This window comes from Thiomicrorhabdus sp. 6S3-12 (assembly GCF_017571475.1).
GTDB lineage: Bacteria > Pseudomonadota > Gammaproteobacteria > Thiomicrospirales > Thiomicrospiraceae > Thiomicrorhabdus.
In genome coordinates, this window is sequence record NZ_JAGETW010000003.1 from 16,900 (window position 1) to 39,237 (window position 22,338).

Annotated in this window: 19 protein-coding genes and 1 other RNA gene; 11 read left to right on the forward strand and 9 right to left on the reverse strand. The window is 49.1% G+C overall.

From position 1 onward, the window contains the following. The first annotated feature begins 63 nt into the window (after window positions 1-63). Both msbA and J3999_RS04390 read left to right on the forward strand, forming a co-directional pair. Complete coding sequence (gene msbA / locus J3999_RS04385; protein ID WP_208126759.1) at window positions 64-1,815, forward strand: lipid A export permease/ATP-binding protein MsbA; 1,752 nt, start codon at window positions 64-66, stop codon at window positions 1,813-1,815. Continuing rightward, window positions 1,799-2,746, forward strand: coding sequence for a lysophospholipid acyltransferase family protein (locus tag J3999_RS04390; RefSeq protein ID WP_208126760.1), 948 nt, complete (start codon window positions 1,799-1,801; stop codon window positions 2,744-2,746). Before msbA ends, J3999_RS04390 begins: the two co-directional genes overlap by 17 nt. A gap of 61 nt (window positions 2,747-2,807) precedes the next feature. Here J3999_RS04390 and J3999_RS04395 read toward each other — a convergent pair whose 3' ends face one another. Then, entirely contained in the window at window positions 2,808-3,017 is a 210-nt protein-coding gene (locus J3999_RS04395) for a zinc-finger domain-containing protein (protein WP_208126761.1), read from the reverse strand. A gap of 24 nt (window positions 3,018-3,041) precedes the next feature. After that, window positions 3,042-3,968 carry a branched-chain amino acid transaminase gene (locus J3999_RS04400; RefSeq protein WP_208126762.1) on the reverse strand — a complete coding sequence of 309 codons (927 nt, stop codon included), beginning with the start codon at window positions 3,966-3,968 and terminating at the stop codon, window positions 3,042-3,044. A gap of 496 nt (window positions 3,969-4,464) precedes the next feature. Between J3999_RS04400 and J3999_RS04405 the strand changes: the two genes are divergently transcribed. Further along, complete coding sequence (locus J3999_RS04405) at window positions 4,465-5,637, forward strand: aspartate aminotransferase family protein (protein ID WP_208126763.1); 1,173 nt, start codon at window positions 4,465-4,467, stop codon at window positions 5,635-5,637. Between the two features lie 18 nt (window positions 5,638-5,655). After that, a complete protein-coding gene (argF, locus tag J3999_RS04410; protein WP_208126764.1) occupies window positions 5,656-6,564 on the forward strand; it encodes an ornithine carbamoyltransferase in 909 nt (302 codons plus the stop codon). 67 nt (window positions 6,565-6,631) lie between these two features. On the opposite strand, the gene J3999_RS04415 is transcribed toward argF, so the two are convergent. The 7 genes from J3999_RS04415 to J3999_RS04445 all read right to left on the reverse strand — a co-directional run bounded on the left by J3999_RS04415 (window position 6,632) and on the right by J3999_RS04445 (window position 14,548). Continuing rightward, window positions 6,632-8,818 (reverse strand): Ig-like domain-containing protein, encoded by a 2,187-nt coding sequence (locus J3999_RS04415; RefSeq protein ID WP_208126765.1) that lies wholly within the window; start codon window positions 8,816-8,818, stop codon window positions 6,632-6,634. 4 nt (window positions 8,819-8,822) lie between these two features. Continuing rightward, entirely contained in the window at window positions 8,823-9,416 is a 594-nt protein-coding gene (recR, locus tag J3999_RS04420) for a recombination mediator RecR (RefSeq protein WP_173284224.1), read from the reverse strand. A gap of 12 nt (window positions 9,417-9,428) precedes the next feature. After that, complete coding sequence (locus tag J3999_RS04425) at window positions 9,429-9,758, reverse strand: YbaB/EbfC family nucleoid-associated protein (RefSeq protein ID WP_173284223.1); 330 nt, start codon at window positions 9,756-9,758, stop codon at window positions 9,429-9,431. A 33-nt stretch (window positions 9,759-9,791) separates the two neighbouring features. Further along, a complete protein-coding gene (gene dnaX / locus J3999_RS04430) occupies window positions 9,792-12,218 on the reverse strand; it encodes a DNA polymerase III subunit gamma/tau (RefSeq protein ID WP_208126766.1) in 2,427 nt (808 codons plus the stop codon). 141 nt (window positions 12,219-12,359) lie between these two features. Further along, window positions 12,360-12,456, reverse strand: an RNA gene (gene ffs, locus J3999_RS04435) — signal recognition particle sRNA small type. 280 nt (window positions 12,457-12,736) lie between these two features. Beyond that, a complete protein-coding gene (locus tag J3999_RS04440; protein WP_208126767.1) occupies window positions 12,737-14,041 on the reverse strand; it encodes an APC family permease in 1,305 nt (434 codons plus the stop codon). A gap of 93 nt (window positions 14,042-14,134) precedes the next feature. Beyond that, entirely contained in the window at window positions 14,135-14,548 is a 414-nt protein-coding gene (locus J3999_RS04445; protein ID WP_173284220.1) for a hypothetical protein, read from the reverse strand. 427 nt (window positions 14,549-14,975) lie between these two features. Between J3999_RS04445 and J3999_RS04450 the strand changes: the two genes are divergently transcribed. The 7 genes from J3999_RS04450 to glnT all read left to right on the forward strand — a co-directional run bounded on the left by J3999_RS04450 (window position 14,976) and on the right by glnT (window position 22,047). Next, complete coding sequence (locus J3999_RS04450; protein WP_173284219.1) at window positions 14,976-15,962, forward strand: ABC transporter substrate-binding protein; 987 nt, start codon at window positions 14,976-14,978, stop codon at window positions 15,960-15,962. Between the two features lie 107 nt (window positions 15,963-16,069). Further along, complete coding sequence (locus J3999_RS04455) at window positions 16,070-17,083, forward strand: fatty acid desaturase (RefSeq protein WP_208126768.1); 1,014 nt, start codon at window positions 16,070-16,072, stop codon at window positions 17,081-17,083. Between the two features lie 18 nt (window positions 17,084-17,101). Further along, window positions 17,102-17,884: an N-acyl homoserine lactonase family protein gene (locus tag J3999_RS04460; protein WP_173284217.1), complete on the forward strand. Its 783-nt coding sequence runs from the start codon at window positions 17,102-17,104 to the stop codon at window positions 17,882-17,884. Window positions 17,885-17,899: 15 nt separating this feature from the next. Then, window positions 17,900-18,742, forward strand: coding sequence for a sugar phosphate isomerase/epimerase (locus J3999_RS04465; protein WP_208126769.1), 843 nt, complete (start codon window positions 17,900-17,902; stop codon window positions 18,740-18,742). A 21-nt stretch (window positions 18,743-18,763) separates the two neighbouring features. Further along, window positions 18,764-19,660, forward strand: a complete 897-nt coding sequence (locus J3999_RS04470; protein ID WP_173284215.1) for a DMT family transporter — start codon at window positions 18,764-18,766, stop codon at window positions 19,658-19,660. 205 nt (window positions 19,661-19,865) lie between these two features. Further along, window positions 19,866-20,636 (forward strand): creatininase family protein, encoded by a 771-nt coding sequence (locus J3999_RS04475; protein ID WP_243755311.1) that lies wholly within the window; start codon window positions 19,866-19,868, stop codon window positions 20,634-20,636. A gap of 49 nt (window positions 20,637-20,685) precedes the next feature. Beyond that, window positions 20,686-22,047 carry a type III glutamate--ammonia ligase gene (gene glnT / locus J3999_RS04480; protein WP_208126770.1) on the forward strand — a complete coding sequence of 454 codons (1,362 nt, stop codon included), beginning with the start codon at window positions 20,686-20,688 and terminating at the stop codon, window positions 22,045-22,047. Window positions 22,048-22,338: the final 291 nt, after the last annotated feature.

Genomic DNA, 22,338 nt, shown 5'->3' on the forward strand with positions numbered 1-22,338 from the left:
GTGTAAACACTATCACGTCAATGGCTGCTGAACAGATAAAATATAGAGGATTACGGTTCCCTCATGCTCGATAAGCAAACATTACGGCTATACAGACGACTGCTCGGCTATATCTTCCCGTACAAGAAACTGATCGCCGTCACCCTTGTCTCATTACTTGTCATAGCAGCAATGGAACCTGCCACGGCGATGATCCTGAAAGACCTGGTCGACGAAAGCCTGATTGCCAAAAACCCGGACTCGTTTATTTTGATGCCGTTGCTGCTGGCCGGAGTCTTTATAATCAAAGGGGTTGCCGAATACTTCAGCAAGGTATTCAGCCAATGGATTGCACAAAACGCCATTCTCGACATCCGCTCGGCAATGTACCGGAAAATGCAATCCCTGCCCTTCAGCCAATTTCAGTCTTATTCGACCGGCAAACTGATGTCGAAAATCACTTATGACGTGCCACAGGCGAGCAATGCACTTTCGACGGCCTGGGTTATTATCATCCGCGACACCCTGACGGTTCTGGCGCTCTTCGCCTATCTGCTCTATATCTCGTGGCAACTGACCCTGCTTATGCTGATTATCGGCCCGATTGTCGCCATTATCATCGACAAGGCCAGTAAACTGATGCGCCAGTCCAGCCGTAACATGCAATCCGACATGGGCCAGATGACTCACCAGCTTGAAGAAGGACTAAACGCCTATCAGGACATTAAAATCTATGGCGCGGAATCTTATGAACAGGAACGCTTCCAGAATACCGCCAGAAGCCTCCTGAAAAACACCTTGAATGTCACAAAAGTCTCGGCGTTAAACGTTCCTCTGGTTCAGATACTGGCGGCCATTGCGCTCTCCATTGTGGTCTATATTGCGATGCAGATGTCGGCTCAGGACATGTTTACTCCGGGGGAATTGCTTTCCTACATTACGGCTATGGCACTGACCTTCGAACCGATTCGCCGCCTGACGAATATCAACGAAACAGTTCAGAAAGGTATGGCCGCGGCCGAAAGTATTTTCGAACTGCTCGATCAGCCGGACGAAACCAACAAGGGTACAACGACTTTGGACGCAATCCGCGGTGAAATACAATTCAATCAGCTCGGCTTCCGCTATCCGAACAGCGAAAACAAAACCTTTGAAAATTTCAACCTGACCATTCCCGCCAAGCAAACCACCGCCTTGGTCGGGCAATCCGGAAGCGGAAAATCGACGATCGCCAACCTCGTCGCGCGTTTTTATGAACCAAGCTCCGGTGTTATTACTTTAGACGGCCACCCTCTGCACGAAATTGAGCTTAACCACTACCGTGACAACATCGCTTTCGTCAGCCAGAATATTGTGCTTTTCAATGATACCATCGCTGCCAATATCGCTTACGGGCACAGTGATTTCGACCAAGAGAAGATCATTGCCGCGGCCAAAAAAGCGCACGCTTGGGAGTTTATCGAAAAACTGCCTGAAGGCTTAAACACCAATATCGGCGACAACGGAAGTCTTCTTTCCGGAGGACAGCGGCAGCGCATTGCGCTGGCACGCGCCTTTCTGAAGGACGCTCCGGTATTGATTATGGACGAGGCCACCTCTGCTCTCGACAACCAAAGCGAGAAAATGATTCAGCAAGCGATGGAAGAATTACGCCAGAATCGAACCGTGATTATTATCGCGCACCGCCTCAGTACCATTGAAAATGCCGATCAAATTGTCGTTTTGGAACATGGAAGACTGATCGAATGCGGCAGTCATCATCAGCTTCTGGCTGAAAACGGACTCTATGCCAGCTTATACCAACAAGGAGATTTGGAAGATGGCCAGAAAGGTTAAAACGCCATCCAAATTACAGACCGCCTTTTATCACCCGAAATATTGGGGAATTTGGTTTGGCGTAGGCATTTTACGTTTATTGAGCCTATTGCCTTACCGATACAAATTCAAAGTCGGCAGCGCACTTGGAAAACTGATGTATCTGCTGGCCTTCAAGCGCCGGAAAATCGCTCTGGAAAACATCAAAATCGCCTTTCCCGAAAAAACCGTCGTCGAACAGAAAGCTCTTCTAAAGGCGCATTTCGCCAGCTTGGGTATGAGCTTTGCCGAAATGGCAATCATCTGGCATGGCGACCACAAACGCAACCACAAAAATGCCTTTGAAAGATCCATCATTCGCTATCAAGGCGAACAAAACTTATTAGACACCATTGAACAAGGCAAGGGCGTGCTTATACTGGCTCCGCACTTCACCACTCTGGAAGTTACCGGCCTGTTTGTTTCGTTTTTAACCAACTACCACGCAGTCTACCGCCCACACGACAACCCTTTTATGGATTACCTGATCGCGCAGGGCCGCAGTATTGAATTCGACAATGGCGACAAGGTGGAACCGGTATCCAACGCCAATACACGTTTAATGCTCAAAGTATTAAAAAAAGGCGGCGCCATGACCTTTTTACCGGACCAGAAGTATCGTTCCAAAGGTTCGATCATGGTGCCCTTGTTCGGCAAAGAATGTCCAAGCAATCCGGCCACATCCAAAATTGCCAAATTAACCGGTTGCGCCGTAGTGCCGACTTTTACCCGGCGAATTGAAGACGACTCAGGCATTCACTACGAAGTCACCTTTTTGCCGGCACTGGAAAACTTTCCAAGCGGCGACGATTATCAGGACACATTACGACTGCATCACCTCTATGAAGACGCCATACGACAGGCACCTGAACAATACCTGTGGGTACATAACCGCTGGGACTTGAAGCTATAACTTCCGTTAAATACAAAAAAACCGCCATTCGGCGGTTTTTTCTTATCCTTCAGAACACAACTTAATGTCCTGTTGGCGCACTCGGATCAAAATCCGTCAGAATGTAATCTGCGCCACAGTAAGGACATTTCGCCTTACCGGTTTTTTCGATCGGCAGATAAACACGAGGATGCGAATTCCATTTACTCATATCCGGTGTCGGGCAGTGCAACGGAAGATCTTTATGCGTTACTTCATACTGCTTTTGGCTATTGGTTGAGTTTGATGACATCTGGCTCTCCTTTTTTAGCCTGAATTAAGCGACCGGCGTCAACCAATCCATATGAGACGGTGAACGGCCGTGAACAATATCAAAATACTGCGACTGTAGCTTTTCGGTAATCGGACCACGCGATCCACAACCGATCGGACGGTTATCCAACTCACGGATAGGCGTCACTTCCGCCGCAGTACCAGTAAAGAAAGCTTCATCTGCGATATACACTTCATCACGGGTAATGCGTTTCTCACGGACTTCCAGACCATTTTCCTTAGCCAGCTGCATAATGGTTTTACGGGTAATGCCGTCCAGACACGAGGTCAGCTCAGGCGTGTAAAGAACACCGTCTTTAACCATAAAGAAGTTCTCACCGGAACCTTCGGACACATAACCGTCGACATCCAACAGCAGCGCTTCGTCGCAGCCATGCGCAACCGCTTCCTGCAAGGCAAGCATCGAGTTCATGTACTGACCGTTGGATTTTGCTTTGGTCATGGTAACGTTGACATGGTGACGCGTGTACGAAGAGGTCGCAATCTTAATTCCTTTGGTCAGGTTCTCTTCACCCATATAGGCGCCCCATTCCCAAGCAGCGACCATTACATGCACCTTCAGATTATCCGCACGCAATCCCATACCTTCGGAACCGTAAAAAGCCATTGGTCGGATATAAGCCGATTTCAAATTATTTTCACGAACGGCCATACGCTGAGCTTCATCAAGCGTTTCTTTATCGTACGGCATTGGCATATTCATGATTTTGGCAGAATTAATCAGACGCTGCGTGTGAGCGTCAAGACGAAAAATAGAAGTTCCTTGCTCCGCCTCATAGGCTCGGACACCTTCAAAGACACCCATACCGTAATGAAGCGTATGCGTTAGGACGTGAACTTTCGCCTCACGCCAAGGAACCATTTCTCCGTCCAGCCAGATCAGGCCGTCTCTATCTGCCATTGTTTGCATTGAATTCTTACTCCAAAAAACAGTGAATTGCGATGGCGAAAACATCATCCCGCCAACATTGAAAATATGACCAAGTATTTTAACGAATATAAGGAAATGGTGTATAAATAATTTTCCACTCGCGAAAAATTTACTGCGACAAAATATTGTTAAACATCAATTCCTTAGACTTAAAAAAAGAAAAACACAGCCAATAACTTGAAATTTACTCTGCAACAGATAAAATCATCTATTTGCTGTTCCGACAACACAACGGATTCAACAAGAAAAGCAACCATATTTGGAATGTATTTTTGAACCGAGTTTCAACGCTGGGCTCTTTAAAGAGAAGTCCTTGCACCAGAAATCGTTGAAAAATGCCTTTCACGGTTGCTTTTTTTATTTATGCAGCGCGCGAATCGCAACGAATTAGATAACAAAAACAGAACTTAAATGGCGTCACCCGGCACTCAATAGCAAAAACACACTGCCGGAGAACAAGAGAAAGGAAACCTCGATGTCAAAACTAATGAACACCTATGCCCGCCTACCGGTTAGCTTTGTCAAAGGACAAGGGGCATTATTGCAGGATACGGAAGGGAAAAGCTATCTTGACGCGGTCAGCGGCATCGCCGTCTGCAGCTTGGGACATGCGCACCCGGCAATCGCCGAAGCGATCTGCGAGCAGAGCCAGACGCTTCTGCACACCTCGAACCTGTATCAGATCGACAAACAACAACAACTTGCCGAAAAGCTATGCGACCTGTCGGGAATGGAGCAGGTATTTTTCTGCAATTCAGGAGCCGAGGCCAACGAAGCGGCCATTAAAATCGCCCGCAAATACGCCAACCAAAAAGGGATTACACATCCCAAAATTATCGTCATGGAAAACAGTTTTCACGGGCGTACTCTGGCAACCTTAAGCGCAACCGGCAACCCTAAAGTTCACGAAGGCTTCTATCCTCTGGTCGAAGGCTTTGAACGCGTACCTTTCGATAATATCGGCGCCGTCGAAGCCCTGGAAAAAGACTCGGATATCGTCGCCATTCTGGTTGAACCCGTACAGGGAGAAGGTGGTGTTCACGTTCCTCAAGCCGGTTACCTGAAAACCTTACGGGAAATCTGCGACCGCAACGACTGGCTACTGATGATTGATGAAATCCAGACCGGAATCGGCCGTACCGGAAAATGGTTTGCCTATCAGCACGAAGATATTATCCCGGACGTCCTTAGCCTGGCAAAAGCTTTAGGAAACGGCATGCCTATCGGCGCCACCGTAGCCGCTAAGAAAGCCACCGACATTCTGGTTCCCGGAAATCACGGAACGACTTTCGGCGGCAACCTATTGGCCTGCTCGGCAGCTTCCGCAGTAATCAACACACTGGAAGTTCACAACTATATCGAACATGTCGCGCAGAAAGGCGAGCAACTGCTCCTGGACTTCAAAGACGCTTTACAAGGCATTGATGCCGTCACCAATATTCGCGGCAAGGGCTATATGATCGGCATTCAACTAAACAAACCCTGTGGGGAACTGGTTGCCCAAGCACTGGAAAAAGGCGTGCTGATTAACGTTACCCGCGGAGACACAATCCGTCTGCTGCCGCCATTTGTCATGACACAAGAGCAAACACAACAGTTAATCACGGTTGTCAGCCAGCTTGTCAAAGACTTTACTCAAACAAATTAACAACTAAAAAATTTTATTATGACTGTAAGACACTTTTTGACCTTAAAGGACTTAAGCAAAGACGAGTTGCAGATTGTACTGCAGCGCGGCATCGAACTTAAGAAACGCCAGAAGGATGGTGAAATCTACGAACCCCTGAAGAATCAAACGCTGGCGATGATTTTTGAAAAATCCTCGACACGTACCCGACTCTCTTTTGAGATCGGCATGACTCAACTGGGCGGACATGCGATTTTTCTATCGCCGCGAGACAGTCAACTTGGTCGCGGCGAGCCGATCGAAGATTCAGCGCGCGTCATCTCCAGCATGGCGGATGCCATTATGATCCGTACCTTCGGACATGATGTCATTCAAAAAATGGCGGAATACTCTAAAGTTCCGATCATCAACGCTCTGACCGATGACTTCCATCCATGTCAGCTACTGGCGGACATGCAGACTTATTACGAGCACCGCGGCAGTATCGCCGGTAAAACGGTTGCCTGGATCGGTGACGGCAATAACATGTGCCACTCCTATATCAATGCGGCCGAACAATACGACTTCAAACTGCGTATCGCCTGTCCTGAAGGCTACGATCCGAATCCTGAACTAGTTGAACAGCACGCCGATCGCGTCGAAATCGTTCGCAACAGCAAAGATGCTGCAGCCAATGCCGATCTCATCGTAACCGACGTCTGGGCCAGCATGGGACAGGAAGAAGAACAGCGTTTACGAGAAAAGGCCTTTGCCGACTATCAGGTCAACGAAGAGCTGATGGCCTGCGCCAAAGATACCGCCCTGTTCATGCACTGCCTGCCAGCGCATCGCGGCGAAGAAGTCACTGCAGAGGTGATCGACGGCAAACAGTCCGTTATCTGGGACGAAGCTGAAAACCGCCTGCATGCACAAAAGGCACTGTTGGAATTCCTAATGGCGAAATCCTAAGACATTACTATTTCCAGACCCCATAAAAAAACCCGCTTAAAGCGGGTTTTTTTATGCCTGTTATCGATTAATTCGCCGGGTCTGTCACCGTAATATAAGTCGTCGATTTTTTACCTGACGGAGAAGTCACCACCAACTCAACAGTTCCAACTTCTGTTGTAGCATTATCAGGGCTGGAAGCAAGCACCATATAGAACTCGACCGCGCCAAGCTGATTATCAACAGTGTCAACCGGAATCTCCGAAAGATCACCTATATCAGACGTCACCTCAATACTGGATCCCGTTGCAGGAGATTGACGAATCGCCGCAGTACAAGCTACATCCTCAGGATCTACTGTATCCACACGTACATAAGGTAACGGAGTCACAGGATCCTGCATTCCGTTCCCTGTACCATCGTGACACAAAGCAGCACTATCTTCTGCCATCACCCAAAGAACCGCAAAATCCGCACCTGTACCGAAAGTAATATTCGACGAACAACTCCCATCAGTTTTCAGTTTGCCGTTTCCATCCAAACAGCTTCCAGCTGTAGTCGCTAACAAGTGCGGTGTAGCAAATGAACCCGCCATAATCAAAGTCGCTTGCGCACGAACATTGGTTAAGGTCGTTTGCGGATCAACCACACAATCAGTGGTGTGCTCACATGGAACACCATTGAAAGCACCGTCCTCGTGATCAAATACCTGATTACTGTTGTAATCGATAAAGCGCTCATCTCGGGCAAAATCATTAACAAAGGCTTCCGTTGCCGTTGCATCAAAATGTCCGCTTTCATCATCATCGCGATAAGCTTCTTTCATATCATCAAAAACATCGCCATCGTTAAAGATGCCATCTGCATTTCGATCATAATAACTCTCATGCCCGATAGCATAGGCAATAATCTGTACACGATGATCAGCTGGACGAGGGTTCTGACTTGTCCAAGTCACCGAACACTCGCTGTCTGATGTTACGCATGAACCGTCAGAACCAGCATCCCCGATACGTCCGCCTTCGGTTGTAAAATTCACCACAGTCCCGTCCGGTACAGGATTGTTGTTTCGATCAGCCAAACGAATGGTTACCGGAACTGTAACCCCGTCTATCCCAAGAGACTCTGGAGCAAATGTCTCTAGAGACAGGCTCATACTATTCTGATCCGGAATACCGGTTGTGACCGTCAGTAAGTCAGATTGTACGAATACCACCTCACCACTATCCAGCGTCATTGTCGCAGTAACACGAACCGGTGTCGCAATAGTTCCGGCCTGAACGGTAGTCGAAACCTCTCCCGCAGCATTTGAAACTGCTTCAAGAGCTGACAATGACAAACCACCTACTTCAGTCGTCAAGCCAAATTCAATTGTGGCTCCCTGCACAGGATTCCCTGCATCATCGACAACTTTAAAACTGACTTGAGCCGTTTCTCCATAGCCATAACCACCTGTCCCTTTTAGGGACATAATAATAGGCGTTGACGGCGCAATGAACTGAATAGATGCTGCAGGCGGCACTTCACCCTCGCCAACAGTGCCGGTTGCCACGAATTCATAATTTACCTTTGCGCTATAGCCGGTCTCGGAAGAAGCCGTAAAAGTGCCCGGTGCCGTGCCCACCGTCAAGCTTTCAGGTGCATTAATATCAATCGAAGCTTCACCATTCGCATCCGTCAAAAGCTGGTTTTGAACCAAAGAACCGGAAGTTGCAGACACATTCACAATTGATTGAGGAACAGGATCTCCGTTGGAATCCAACAAAAGAATATTGACTCTGAAATCTTCAGTCGATGAAAATGACTCCTCACCGGTTGATGCAACTGTCAAAGTTAAATTAATACCGGCAGAGTTGGTAATTGTCGTTCCACCGGAAGAGCCGTTATCAATAACAACATAGCTGATAGAAGCGCTATCACCCGTAGCGGCAGATGCTGTCAGCGACCCCGCTTCTCCAGTCGCAGGAGCTGACAGTGTCACCATAGCCTCACCATTGGATCCGGTCACAACACTACTGTCAGATAAAGTTCCGGAAGAAGCTTCAAGAACAACAGCCACATTTGAAATAGGAAAACCTTCTTCATCGAGAAGAAGTAGATAGACATCTGCAGTGCCTCCGGCAGGAATATCCGTAGTTTCAACCGAGTCAACGGTCATTTTGGCATTCAGCCCAACCACTGGAGACTCAAAATTATCAGAACTCCCCGGCCCTCCACACCCGGTTAACAACGCAATCCAGAAAGCCAATAAGAGACCGGAGACTGACATTTTCATGAGACTATACCTCTTTTCTTGAAATAAATGCTTGGGCGAGCGTGCCCGAATCTAAGTATTCTAATTCGCCGCCCAGAGGAATTCCCTGAGCCAGACGAGACACCTTGATCCCACTGTTTTTAGCCATCTGCTGCAAATAATGCGCCGTGGCCTCTCCTTCTACCGTCGGGTTGGTGGCAATGATCATCTCATCAATCCCACCGCTCTGTAGACGCTCTTCCAGTTGTGGCAGAGCGATTTCATCGGGTCCTATGCCGTCAATAGGGGACAAACGCCCCATCAAGACAAAATAAACCCCTTTAAAAATCCCTGACTGTTCAATAACCGCGATATCCGCGGGAGATTCGACAACACAGATTTCGGAACGAATACGTTTGTGCGATGCGCATATCGGACAAAACTCGGTTTCCGAAAACGTCCGACACTCTTTACAGTGCCCGACATTTTCCATTGCCGTTTCCAGAGCTTTGGCCAAACGTAAACCGCCTTTTCGGTCACGCTCTAAAAGATGATATGCCATGCGTTGAGCAGATTTTGCGCCAACACCGGGTAGAACCTTCAATGTTGCAATTAAATCATCAATTAAAGGCGTTTGCATTGATCTTCCTTATCAAAAAGGCATTTTCATGCCAGGGGGCAAGTTGACACCCGCGGTCAAGGAGCCCATCTTTTCCTGAGACTTCTCTTCAACCATACGGCTTGCACTATTGACCGCAGCGGCGACAAGATCTTCAAGCATTTCACGGTCATCCATCAGGGAATCATCCAATTCAACCTTCACCAACTCGTGCTTTCCGGTCATGATAACTTTAACCAGGCCACCGCCCGCTTCGCCGGAGACTTCCATTTTGGCGATTTCTTCCTGCGCTTTCTGCATATTTTCCTGCATTTCCTGCGCCTGCTTCATTAGGTTACCTAAACCACCTTTACCACCAAACATTTTTCACCTCTCAAACAATATAAATTAAACACATTACAAAGGTTTTACCGAATCCGGCAACACCTGTAAATTCAACAAAGACATTAAATTATGCAAAACAGGGTCTTGAGCAATCGCGTTTTCCGCCTGCTTCTGCCGCTCTTCAATTCGTCTCGCCTCAAGCTGCCGAGGCGTAAGCTGCTCACGATCAAACATCGAGCCGTCCAGAACCTGTAATTCCAGACCCAACCGACTGCCGACCTCATCATTAAACTGTTGCATGGCGACGTGCTGCCGGGAGAAATCCTGCTCGGGATTGACCGCAATCTGCAACTGGGACGCATCTTTAGAAAGCAGAACCGACTGCGATGCAATTTCCAGCACCATGCCTTTTAACTGCATCCCTTCGATCAGCTCCTGCCATAATTGCATTTTTTCCTGCGCCGAGGCACTAATCTGCACCGCAGGCACACTGCTCATCTCAAAGGCAGTTTCATGCGGATTTGATAAATTCTGCGTATCGTCAGAAGGCATAGAGGCAGACGGCATGTCAAGCGAAGGATCGTTTTGAATTGCAGCATCCGACGAATTTTCTGCATAGGTCGGTTCAAAAGGCGCCGCAGAGCCGAAACCGGCAGCATTATCAGCGAATGACTGGGAAACTTCGTCAAAAGAATGTCCGGCAGAAGGCTCGATAATCGGTTCGTTCACCCACGGCGGAACCTCTGAAAACACATCGACCGGCGCCGACAATTCGGTATGCGACGAAGCAGGTATTTCCGGTTGATTCGAAATCGGGGAAAAATCTGCTTGGTTATCCGCGACAGGAGCAGATCTTTCCATTGCCCCCATCCCCATCTGGGCAACCTGTTTTTCCAAATCCGATTTCGGCTGCTCTACCGGCTCCGCGTTTTGCGGCGCATCAGGCTTTCCCAGCGAATCAAACCCCGCAAGCATCTGCTCCGCCAACGACGGCCCATTCTCTTGCGGCATCTGAACCTCATTCGATTCCGGCACTACCGGTTTTTTAGGTGTAATCTCTTTTCCAACCAGATTACGTGCCGACGACATTTGCGCTACCGCAACCTGAGGATCAAGCGTCTCGAGAACACTCTCCTGCGGATCGACATCCCCGCTGCTAAGCCCAAAGTCCTGCTCGCTTTGCGGCGAGACTTGCTGAGCCGTTTCCGAAGCAACTGGTGCTGCCGAATTGGCGCTTTGCTCAACAGACGGACTTAACACTTGTGCTTTGACTTCAGGGGCTGCGCTCGACTTCTGTTCGGTAAAATTTTGCAAGCCACTCTTCAACGAAGCCAAGGCCGCAGAAGGATCTACCTCGGAAACCGGAGTAACCGTCTCAACAGCCCCCCCATCCTTTACAGCCGAGGTCGCAAGCTGCTGCGGATCAAAAGCAAACATACGCATCAGCCCCATCTCGAAACCGATACGGCTATCCGGAGCCAACTGCATATCCTGCTTGGTCAAAAGGCTGATCTGATAAAGTGTCTGGACTCTTTCGGGACTGAGAGCCTGGGACAGCGCCTGCAAAAGTTCCTGCGGAAGGCTATCGAAATTTGCCGCCTCGCCGAACAATTGGAAATAAGTGATTTCATGCAAGGTTTCACTCAAACTGGCCAACAGAGCATCATAGTCTACACCCATCATCGCCAGTTCCTGCATCACGTCTTTGATTGCAGCGGAGCTATCCTCGGCCAGCGCCTGCAGAATACGTAATACAAATTGTTGATCGACCAGCCCCAGCATGGTTTGCACCGGCTGAAACTCAATCTTACCGGCTCCGTATGCGATCGCCTGATCAAGCAGACTCAAAGCGTCTCGCGCCGAACCATCGGCGCTTTTGGCGATCAATGCCAGAGCGCTCTCTTCATACGGAATATTTTCCTGCTGCAAAATATACTGCAGGTGATTCTGTATCTGCACCTGGGTCAATCGCATCAGATTAAACTGCAGACAGCGGGACAAAACAGTATTCAGAAGCTTATGCGGATCGGTCGTCGCCAGCAGGAATTTTACGTGCTCGGGTGGCTCTTCCAGGGTTTTCAGCAATGCATTGAAACTGCTCTTGGAAAGCATATGCACTTCATCGATCAGATAAACTTTAAAACGCCCTTGAGTCGGCGCAAACTGAACGTTTTCGAGAATTTCGCGGGTATCGTCCACTTTCGTCTTCGATGCGGCATCAACCTCGATCAGATCAATAAAACGTCCTTCATCGATCGAACGACACACTTCACAATGACCGCAAGGCGTAGAACTGATTCCGGTTTCGCAATTGAGCGCTTTGGCGAATATTCGGGCAATCGTGGTTTTACCGACCCCACGGGTTCCGGTAAAAAGATAAGCATGGTGCAGACGCTGCTGATCAAGTGCATTCGCTAGAGCTTGCATGACATGTTGTTGACCAACCAGCTCGGAAAAGTTTTTCGGACGCCACTTTCTCGCTAAAACGCTATAACTCATGCTTAAACCTTGTTCATGCCTGTAAAGAAAAACCACTGAGGACCGGCGAAAAAGAATGCCAGAATCAGGTCGCAAATTGCCTGCTATTTTACCGTTAAGGCTAACAAAATGGGGAGAAATTCAGATTGGAAATGGAGGCAACCCTGCCCGCCTTACCTCGGCGCACGCATCAGAAGGTACCGTTGCTTCCTTCCGGACCTGGCGGGGTTTCCAACTTAGCGTCGCGAGGGGACGAACAGAGTTACCATATTGGGAATATTCGGATAATAACGAAATAATTAACAACAAAATTCCGTCTTAAACATCAACAACAGCCACTTGACTGCCGTTTAAGAAAACCGAAGCCGTCGCCGGCGTTTAACACCATAAACCTTCAGTTCCGAATGAGTGTGGGGATTCTAATGGGAACGATCTTTATTGTCAAATCGTCAAAAACCACTCCTGAGGCCTGAAATCTTCAAAACCGCTTGCTGCCGACGCCCACTGCCTCGCGAAAAGAGTCAGACTTAACCGGGTATTCAAGCATAACGACGGCGAAACCAATGCTTGCGGATCATTCGACCATAAAACCATTCAAACAACCCGGCAACGCAAATAAACCCTGCAAAAACCGCTACGGCAATTGGATTACTCAAAACCGTCTGGTAAAGCAATGTAAGCAAAGCAAGCGCACTGATAATTGCGGCTAACAACGTAATGACACCCGACGCGCCGATCTTATTCCTCAGGCGAAAAGCGCCGAAGTTAATAACGGTAAAAATCAATAAAAAACCGGCACTGCCAAGAATTGCGATTTCGGTTAAATCTATGCTATTGGCCAACAACAAACTGATCGCAGCGATCGTCATAACACCGTTCACCGGAATTGCACGCGTTTCATGATCCAACGCCTCTGGCAGCTCCCCTTCCTTGGCAATCAAGTATCCCAAACGCGCGTTACCGTAAATCGTCGCGTTAATTGCCGAAAATGTCGCCAATAATGCCGCCACCGCGACCAACTGAAAACCGACGGTCCCGAGCGCCGGTTCGGCCGCGATTGCCAAGACATAATCTTTCGCGTCGAGTAATTTTTCTTCAGGAACACTGCCGATGGCGATTATTGCAATACCGACATACAGCAGTAGCACACCGACCACCGAAACATAAAAGGCCCGAGGCAAATTGCGTTCCGGCTGCTTGATCTCTTCGGCCGCATTGGAAATCAATTCAAACCCTTCATAAGCGACAAAAATAATCATGCCCGCAATAAAAACATTAAACGCCGGCATCCAGTGCTGCGTCGACAGTCGCTCACCTTCCACTGTCCCGACGCCAAAAACCATAATCAATAACAGCAAAAGCAGCTTAATCGCAACAATCAGCGTTTCCGAACGACTGACAAACCCGCTGCTGATTAAGTTAATCAACATCGGCACCACAATAGCCAGACTGATCAGAAAGTGCGCCAAAAAAGAAGACGGCGACTCGACGAAGGTCAGTCCGTAAGAAGCAAAGGCCTTGGCATAAAGTGCAATAGTCACCAGATAGCACAGCCACAGAAATAGATTCAAACTACCGGAAAGCAGGTTGTGGTTAAAAGCCTGATCGACAAAAAACACCGTGCCGCCGCGACTCTGGAAATACACGCTAAACTTCACATAAGAGTATGCCGTCAGAATGGCGATCAATCCGGCGAAAACAAAAGCAAGCGGAGTGGCACCGCCGGCAAAAGAGATCGCTTCGCCAAGTACCGCAAAAATACCGCCGCCGACCATTCCTCCGACGCCGATGGCAATCGCCCCCAACAACCCGATTGAACGATTCGGCGGTGTTATTTTCGACATGACCGTCCCACGCTATTCAAAAAAACAGTAAACCGTCGTACTTTCGCCGGACAGGCAGAAAAAGAGTCGTCTGGTAAAAGATGACAGCAGTCCTTAATAGTTATAACGATCGCATACCGCTTCTGAACTGTTGCCGTCCTGATCCAGCGACAGCACCGGCAATTGCGGCATAAAACCTTGATCGCGCATCGTTTTCGAACACGCCATCATCTGTTGAAAAGAGTGCGAAGTTTGCGCTTCCCGGCTGAACACCAATGCTTTGGACTGGGCAGCTTCTGTTTTTCCGCTGCGACAAAGATCAAGCAACTCATTCTGCATGCGATTAATTGCAACCTCATACCGATTCTGCTCCAATTCATCGACCTGCCCGATACAATCCTGCATTTTATTCATCGCCAGAGCCATCTGTTTCATACCCGGCTGACTGTAATCGGTTGTATCCACCGCCTGAACGCTTCCGGTAGTCAGCAGACAAGTCGCCGCAAGCATGATCGTATGTTTTCTCATTCTATACCCTTAAAAAATTCCAGACTTTTCATCCTAGCGGAAATCGCGCGGACATTTGCGCATCATAATTCAAGCTTCCTTAAAAAGGTATCGCCAAGCATTACGTACTCATTGAACTTAAAAAACGCCCTTGAAACTGCGACACCAAAACGACAAAACATGGCGGCGTAAGAATTCAAATATTCGACAAACTGAAAAAATCGTTCAAAGCCGATCCGGAAAAGCAGCACTTATGCACCACAATAAAACACAAACAAACCAAAATAAATCAACACGCCTTTCGAAAACACGCTAAAAACCCACTAATTTAAAACTAAGCAATTGATATTAAAAGATTTTTAAAAAGTTAAATTCACTTCTTGCTTAATTAGGTTATTACACTTGTATTAATTCGTAATAACCAACAGCCAACAGCGGAGTACCTCCTATGAAACTAAATGTATTTAAGAAAGCGGCTAAATTTGCTGCGGTTTTGTCTTTAAGTAGCCTTTCCTGGATTGCCAATGCGGCCGAACCTTTGAAAATCGGTTACAGCGACTGGCCTGGCTGGGTAGCCTGGGAAGTTGCGATTGAAAAGAAAATGTTTGAAAAAGAAGGCGTTGACGTTCAATTCGAATGGTTCGACTACGTCGCATCAATGGAAGCTTTCGCAGCCGGTCAGCTGGATGCGGTCGGCATGACCAACGGTGACGCTCTTGTTACCGGCTCTACCGGTGCGCCAAGCGTGATGATTGCCATCAACGACTATTCAAACGGGAACGACATGGTTGTAGCGCAACCTGGCATCTCATCCATTAAAGAATTGAAAGGCAAAAAAATCGGTGTTGAAGTCGGTTTTGTCGGCCATCTTTTACTGCTAACCGCTCTTGAAGAAAACGGCATGAGCGAGTCTGACGTCACTCTGGTTAATGTACCGACCAACGAAACCCCTCAAGTTCTGGCTTCTGGCGAAGTTGACGCAATTGTTGCCTGGCAGCCAAGCTCCGGTCAAGCCCTGAACCTGGTTCCAGGATCATCAGCGGTGTTCACCTCAGCGGACAAACCGGGAATCATTTATGACGGTCTATCCGTCAACCCTGCCAGCCTGGCTTCCCGCGGTGCTGACTGGGAAAAAGTATTGAAAGTCTGGTATCAGGCAGTGGATTACATCAATGATCCTAAAACGCGTAACGACGCTTTGGAAATCATGTCATCCCGCGTTGGCCTGACTGCAGCAGAGTATGCACCTTTCTTGAAAGGTACCAAGCTATTGACTTTGGAAGAAGCAAAAGCGGCTTACAAAAAAGGTTCTGGTCTGGATTCGATCTACGGTTCTTCAAAAATTTCTGATGACTTTAACGTCAATAACAAAGTGTATGACGCGCCTCAGGATGTCGACGCTTACTTTGACGGCAGTCTAACCAACGGTTTGTAAAGTTCAGTAAATACCGTTTCGAAGTAACCCTTCGAATCCTCTAGGACGCAGCAACCTTGCCTAAGGTTGCTGCATTTTATTCTTCACCTGAAAGTGAGTAACCCACAATGCCTTCGACTACGAAAACATTCAGACACGATGATGCACTACTGCCGACTCTATTGGCGACAGGCTATGCGCTGAGCGGCTATCTGGTCGGCGGATACTGGATGTTGATTGACGGCTGGTACTTCAATCTACCGGGGGTCTTGTGGTTTGCCCATTCTATGGTTATTGCCGCCTACCTTATTCATGAGGCGGCCCATCAAAGCGTCTTCCGTAAAAAGCAGGCCAACCGCTGGTACGGCGAATTGCTTTTATGGATTACCGGCAGCAGCTATTCGGACTTTAACGACATCGTCCACAAACACAACCGCCACCATTCGGACCGGGCGGATATCGTCAGTTTCGACTTCCGACCGATTCTGGAAAAACACCCGTTTTTCCTCAAAACCCTGCAAATTCTGGAGTGGGCGTACATTCCCGCTTTGGAAATTCTCATGCACACACTGGTGATCATTTTACCTTTCGTTAAAACCAATCGCCGTCAACGACGTCTGCGCGTTCTGTCGGTCTTATTCGTACGTCTTGCCCTTTTCGCTTGGCTGGCGTCGATTTCGATTCACTTTCTATGGCTTTATGCGCTGGCGTATCTGCTGTTTTTGACCGTTATGCGCTTTATGGACGTCCATCAGCACACCTACGAAGTTTACGAAACACTCGACTCGCCGCGCGGCCCGGAAGCTCGCCTAAGAGACCGCGATTTTGAAGAACACAACACCTATTCGAACCTGTTGTCGGTGAAATACCCCTGGATCAATCTGCTGGTTCTGAATTTCTGCTACCACAACGTCCACCATCACCAACAGCTTCAACCCTGGTATCGACTGCCGAAACTGCATCAACAGATGTATGGCGATGATGATCAGCAGGTTTTGACTTTCCGCCACCTAATCAAAAGCTTCCATAAATACCGGATACCGCGAATTCTCAACGGCGACCCGATCGACCTGCCCGTTAAACATGACGAAGGCGAGAGTTTCATCGGTGTCGACGGAGTCTCTTTTCTGACCGCACACTAACTTGAACGGAGTAACCGCATGACCCAAGTAAAAAAATTCTGGTCGATTCTCACCGGTGAACACACCTACGAGAAAACCCTTTCAACACGTGGCCGCGGCCAGGGAGAAATCATTAAGGCACCGATTCTCGCGTATCTGATTGAAACCGATAACGGACGAATCCTGTTCGATGTCGGCTGCGACTATCAGAAAATCAAGCAGCCGGATCTGCGTGCAAAATATTACGAACACGACGGCTTTCCTTTCGGCCCGCCAGACATGACCGAAGAACAGCGCTTGCCGAATAAACTGCAAATTCTCGGCTTGCAGCCGGAAGATATCGATATGGTATTTTGCAGTCATCTGCATTTCGACCATGCCGGTGGATTGTGCGAATTTTGCGGCGCGGAAGTCCATGTCCATCAGCGAGAGATGAAAGCCGCCAAAGAACCAGCCGACGACGCCTATTTCGCCAGCGATTTCGAGCTGCCGGTAAACTGGAAAATTCAAACCGGCGAATACGAACTGGTGCCCGGCGTCAATGCCATTGAAACCCCGGGCCATACGGCGGGCCACATGTCGATGATGATTGAAATGCCCAAAGGCCCGCCAATCATTCTCGCCGGTGACGCCGCCGATCTGACGGAAAATATTCGCGACGAAGTCGCTCCGGGGCTTTGCTGGCAGGACAACGAAGCGCTGGCAATCGACAGCATCCGTAAGCTGAAATCACTCAGTGAAAAAGAGAAGGCCGACCTTTGGCCGAATCACGACTGGCAGTTCTACCTGAAAACCAATCGTTTTCCTAACTACTTTGAATAAAGAGCCGACTCAGTCATGCAACTGAAAACCTTTAAAACCCTGTGGGGCAATACCCTGCAGATCGAAGACGCCTGCGCCGAAGCAAAAACCGCTGGTTTCGACGGCATCGAAGGCCGGGCTCCCGAGCTTTCTCAAAGTGTCGCATGGCAAGAGGCTCTGCACAGACACCAGTGCGACTATATCGCCGAGATTGTTTCCGGCGGAGATTATGTGCCGGATCGCAGCTGGTCCAGCGAACAGCACTTGGATGACATCAGACGGCAAATGGAACAATCGCTACCGCTCAAGCCGCTTTTCGCCACCTGTATTGTCGGCTGCGACGCCTGGAGTGAACCCGAAGCTATCGCGTTTTTCGAACAGGCGATGCGCCTGCAAGAAGAGTTTGGCCTGCAATTAAGTTTCGAAACCCATCGCAGCCGACCAACCTTTAACCCCTGGACAACGCTACGTATTGCCCAGGCTTTACCGGATCTCAAACTGACTGTCGACATCAGTCACTGGTGCGTGGTGTGCGAAAGACAGATGGATTCGGAAATGGAAACCCTGCTACAACTGATTCCGCAGATCCACCACATCCACGCCCGAATCGGTTACGACCAGGGACCGCAAGTTCCCGATCCGCGCGCTCCTGAATATCAAAGTGCCGTCGAATCCCATCTCGCTTTCTGGCGTCAGATCTGGCTGTACCGACAAAAAAACCAGGCCGATACCACCACTATGACGCCGGAGTTTGGTCCGGATGGCTACTGCCATTTACAACCCTACACACAAATGCCGGTAGTTGATCTGTGGGAAATCAATCAATGGATGAACATCTGGGTCAGACAAGCCTATTCGGACTGTCTCGCGACGCCGTAACCCCTTCAGGAAATAAACACTATGCAATCCATCGCTGTTTTCACTTTACTGGGCGCCTCGATTTTATGGGGGTTGACCTGGCTGCCGTTGAAATTCCTGCACGAACAGGGATTCAACGGCATCGCTATCACCTTCTTAGTGTACGTAATTATGTTTGCCGTCACCCTGCCGACAATCTGGCGCTTCCGAAAGCAGATTGCCGGAAACGGCTTGGCATTATTGGGCATCCTGCTTCTCGGCGGCGGCGCTCAGCTGGCATTTAACACCTCGATGATCTTCGGCGATGTTATCCGGGTTATGGTGCTTTTCTATCTGGTTCCTCTATGGGGCGTACTCGGCGGACGACTCTTTCTGAGCGAACGGATTACCCCATTCCGCTGGCTTGGCATGGGCTTTTCCATTATCGGCGCCTTTTTCGTGGTCGGCGGCATGAACGCCTTCTATGCACCACCGAGCTGGATCGATGGTTTGGCCCTGTTATCCGGTTTCCTGTTCGCTATGAACAACATTGTTTTCCGCGCCTCACCGAAGATTCCGATCATGCTCAAACTGAACGTTATGTTTCTGGGCGCAGCAGGCCTCTCTGCGGTGGTTCTGAGCCAGATGGGTGACGAAGTAATACCTCAGGTGTCAACCGGCACTTGGGGAATATTACTAGCTTTTGCGATTTTCTGGATGTTACTGGCCAATCTTGGGACGCAATGGGCGGTCACTCAAATGGAGGCCGGCAAATCTTCGATCATCCTGATTCTCGAACTGGTTACCGCCGTAGTTTCGGCCAGCCTGATTCTCGGTGAAACCATGAGCGGCCTCGAAATGCTCGGCGGCGCCCTGATATTAATCGCAGCCCTGCTGGAAACACTGCCGCAAAAAAGAAAGATGCAAACGCACCAAAATGGCGAAATTTCCGCTCTGTAATAAACATAAGCAACGACAAGCGCGGCACAAAAACAGCCTAAAAATAACTAACTGATTGATAACTCAATAAAAAACCATTATTGAGTTTTCTTTTGCTAAATAAGTATTACTTTTTTTAAAAAAGGTAATACCCAACGGATTCGAGCCGGGCAACTTACGCCAATGCCCCGGAACGGAAAGCCTTTTTAATAATGGGAAATAAATTATGCAGTGGCATCAAATGACCTGGCCGGAAATCGCAGAATACGCCCGAAGCGAAAGCTGTGCGGCTTTACTGCCGATTGGAGCAACCGAACAACATGGCCCGCATCTCGGCTGCGGTATGGATTCGGAAATCGCCGACCAACTGGCAAAAGCGGCAGGAGACCTGACCGATATCGCCGTTCTGCCGACCCTGCCTTACGGTTGTTCCATCGGTCACTCGAAGCGCTGGCCGGGCACCATTGCCCTGCAACCGAAAACGCTGATCGATGTCGTCAAGGAAATCGGCGATTGGGTCGCTTACAGCGGAATCAAGCGACTGTTTATTTTAAACAGCCATGTTTCCAATTTTGCCCCTCTGCGTTGTGCTCTGGAAATGCTGCGTGCCGAACACGACGATTTAATGGTCGCCCTGATTAACTCGGCCACCGTCAGCGAACGCGTCAAGGCACGTCACTTTGAAGATGCCGACGACTGGCACGCCAATGAAGCCGAGACCTCTTTGATGATGGCTTTGGCTCCGGAAATCGTCCGCCCCGAACGCCTTCAGGATTCCGACGATCCGGACAGAACGGAAAACTGCGTTTTCTCGCATCCTGTCAATCGCACCAGTCTCAACGGTGTCACCGGCAAGCCCAGCCTGGCAACCGTCGAAAAAGGCGAAGAGCTCTTTACCTGGATGCAGCAGGATCTGGCAAGCAAGATCGAACAAGGACTAAAAGAGCAGCCCCCGCTGCCCCACAGTTATCACCCCCCTTTTACCGACAACAATTGAATCGTCTGTCGGCCGAATACACAACGCCATCGAATTTAGGAGAGCTTAAATGAACGTTGAAATGGATGTAAAACAACTTAAAAAAGAATGGAAAAACAGCGGTGTCAAATACTGCCTTGGCGCCTATGTCGATATTCACGGCATTCCGAAAGGGAAAGTCGTTCCGATCGACCATTTGGAGCACATGGTTGAAGGCTCCGAACTTTACACAGGTTATGCGCTGGACGGTTTGGGACAGAGTCCGAACGATGACGAAATCGCCTCGGTACCCGATCTGGACAGCGCGATCCAATTGCCTTGGCAGCCAGAAGTCATGTGGATGGCCGCAGACAACACTCTGCACGGCGAACCTTATGAAATTAATACCCGTGTTGCTCTGAAAAAAGTTCTCGCCGAAGCCGAAGAGATGGGATTCGGATTCAATCTGGGAATCGAATGCGAACTGTTTGTATTGAAAGAAGAGGAAGACGGCAGCCTTTCGGTTCCGGATCCGGACGACAGACTGATCAAGCCTTGCTACGACGTACGCGGCTTCATGAACCGTTTTACCTGGTTGGATAAAATGGCGACCACCATTAACGACCTAGGCTGGGATCTGTACTCCTTCGATCATGAAGACGCGAATGGCCAGTTCGAATTCGACTTCCAGTACAGCGACGCCTTGACCATGTGCGACCGTTTCATTTTCTTCCGTTATATGGCTAAACACTACGCTCAGGAAGAAGGCCTGCTGGCGACCTTCATGCCGAAACCTTATGCCGACAAAACCGGTAACGGCGCGCACTTCAATATGTCGCTGTTCGACAAAGAGACCGGTGAAAACGTCTTTAAATGTGATCCGAAGGACGATCCACGCGGACTCGGCCTGACCGAGCTGGGTTACCAGTTCATCGCCGGCGTCATCAAACACGGACCGGCACTGTGCGCCGTCTTCTCGCCAACGGTCAACAGTTATAAACGTCTGGTACGTCAAGGGGATATGAAGACCTTCTCATGGGCACCGGTCTTCAACTCTTTCGGCTCCAACAACCGTACCAACTCGATCCGCGTTCCTATGGGCGGCGGACGCTTCGAATCGCGTAATGCCGACGGTTCGGTCAACCCGTATCTTGCCGCGGCACTGGTATTGGCTGCCGGTCTGCAAGGGATTCGCGAAAAACTGGATCCGGGCCACGCACAGGAAGACAACCTGTACGAATTGAGCGAAGAAGAACGCATGGCCAGAGGCATTGAGTTCCTACCGCAAAACCTTCTGGAAGCGGTTGAAGCTTTCGAAGCCGATCCGTTTGTCGAAGAAGTTCTGGGCAAAGAGTTGCGTGACGAGTTTATTACCTACAAAAGACGCGAATGGCGTGAATACCACGAAACCATTTCCGCCTGGGAAATCAAACGCTACAGCCACCTGTTCTAAGACGGCCTAACTTACCGCTTAAAAAACGAGTTGCCTGCAATCGCAGGCAACTCCCATCTCTATAGCCTTCCCTTTGTACACCCGCCTTCTATCCGATACCAACCCAGACTTAAACTCCGCTACGTCTCCTCGCCCCCCCTGTTTTCATGGCCTGTTGGATCCGGTTACGGCGAAACGTTTCTTTTATACAAATAGAGACTTTTAACCACGGCTCTCTGCTATGATTCAAATAAGATTGTTATGAAATTTTTAAGCCGTCTCTAATCCGCATCGGTCTATGAGATAACGGTT